Source organism: Algibacillus agarilyticus, assembly GCF_003286125.1.
Classification (GTDB): domain Bacteria; phylum Pseudomonadota; class Gammaproteobacteria; order Enterobacterales; family Alteromonadaceae; genus Algibacillus; species Algibacillus agarilyticus.
Genome location: NZ_QMED01000067.1, coordinates 1 through 2196, shown reverse-complemented (window position 1 = coordinate 2196; position 2196 = coordinate 1). Strand labels below are relative to the sequence as shown.

General features: G+C 49.7%; 1 protein-coding gene. It reads right to left on the bottom strand.

Features of this window, described 5'->3' with window-relative positions; all coding sequences use genetic code 11:
• Nucleotides 1-2196, bottom strand: a 2196-nt coding sequence (locus tag DPX34_RS21495; protein WP_157964820.1) for a beta strand repeat-containing protein, incomplete at both ends; no start/stop codon positions are given.

Genomic DNA, 2196 nt, shown 5'->3' with positions numbered 1-2196 from the left:
GGTGGTTGAGTCATTCCCGGCTACTGAGCCGTTTAACACCGTATCTTCGGTTGCATTAAAGCTGTCATCCGCAGCGGTTAAATCGGTTACCGCGGCAACCGTCACACTGACCGTTTGTGTCAAGCTTTCGCCTGAATCGGCATCCGTCACCGTGTAGGTGAATGAATCTGAGCCCGTGTAGTTACTGTTTGGCGTGTAGCTGAACGTGCCGTCGGTATTAACCGTCACCGTACCGTGACTTGGATCGCTTGCTTTCACAAAGCTTAATGTACCACCCGAAGTCGTACTGTCATTACCGGTCACTGAGCCGTTTAACACCGTATCTTCGGTTGCATTAAAGCTATCATCCGCAGCGGTTAAATCGGTTACAGCACCTACTGTCACACTGACGGTTTGCGTCAAGCTTTCACCTGAATCCGCATCCGTCACCGTGTAGGTGAATGAATCTGAGCCCGTGTAGTTACTGTTTGGTGTATAGCTGAACGTACCATCGGTATTAACGGTTACCGTGCCATGACTTGGGTCTGTCGCTTTCACAAAGCTTAATGTGCCACCCGAAGTCGTACTGTCATTACCGGCAACACTGCCGTTTAATACCGTATCTTCGGTTGCATTGAAACTGTCATCCGCAGCGGTTAAATCGGTTACAGCACCTACTGTCACACTGACGGTTTGTGTCAAGCTTTCGCCTGAATCCGCATCCGTCACCGTGTAGGTGAATGAATCTGAGCCCGTGTAATTACTGTTTGGCGTGTAGCTGAACGTACCATCGGCATTAACGGTTACGGTACCGTTCGCAGGGTCAGTCGCTTTCACAAAGCTTAATGTGCCACCCGAAGTCGTACTGTCATTCCCAGCAACACTGCCGTTTAATACCGTATCTTCGGTTGCATTGAAGCTATCATCCGCAGCGGTTAAATCCGTTACAGCCCCTACTGTCACACTGACCGTTTGCGTCAAGCTTTCGCCTGAACTCGCATCCATCACCGTGTAGGTGAATGAATCTGAGNTGCCATCGGTATTAACGGTTACAGTACCGTTCGCAGGGTCAGTCGCTTTCACAAAACTTAATGTGCCACCTGAGGTGGTTGAATCATTACCGGCAACACTGCCGTTTAATACCTTATCTTCGGTTGCATTGAAGCTGTCATCCGCAGCGGTTAAATCAGTTGCAGCTGCAACCGTCACATTCACCGTTTGCGTCAAGGTTTCACCTGAACTTGAATCAGTCACGGTATACGTAAATGAATCGGTTCCGGTGTAGTTGCTGTTTGGTGTATAGGTAAACGTACCGTCGGTGTTAACCGTCACCGTACCGTTACTTGGATCGCTTGCTTTTGCAAAGCTTAATGTGCCACCTGAGGTGGTGCTGTCATTACCGGCAACACTGCCGGTTAAGGCCGTATCTTCTGTCGCACTGAAGTTATCATCCGCAGCGGTTAAATCGGTGGCGGACGCCACTGTGACATTAACCGTTTGCGTCAAGCTTTCGCCTGAATCTGCATCCGTTACGGTGTAAGTAAAGCTGTCATTGCCGGTGTAATTACTGTTTGGTGTGTAGCTGAACGTACCGTCGGTATTAACCGTCACCGTACCATTACTTGGATCGCTTGCTTTCACAAAGCTTAGTGTGCCACCTGACGTGGTGCTGTCATTACCGGCTACTGAGCCGTTTAATACCGAATCTTCCGTCGCACTAAAGTTATCATCCGCGGCGGTTAAATCCGTCGCAGCGGCAACCGTCACACTCACGGTTTGCGTCAAGCTTTCACCTGAATCCGCATCCGTCACCGTGTAGGTGAATGAATCTGAGCCCGTGTAGTTACTGTTTGGCGTGTAGCTGAACGTGCCATCGGTATTAACGGTTACCGTGCCGTTACTTGGATCACTTGCTTTCACAAAGCTTAATGTGCCACCTGAGGTGGTTGAATCATTACCGGCAACACTGCCGTTTAATACCGTATCTTCGGTTGCATTAAAGCTGTCATCCGCAGCAGTTAAATCCGTCGCGGCGGCAACCGTCACACTGACGGTTTGCGTCAAGCTTTCACCTGAATCCGCATCCGTCACCGTGTAGGTGAATGAATCTGAACCAGTGTAGTTACTGTTTGGTGTATAGCTGAACGTGCCATCGGTATTAACGGTTACAGTACCGTTCGCAGGGTCAGTCGCTTTCACAAAACTTAATGTGCCACC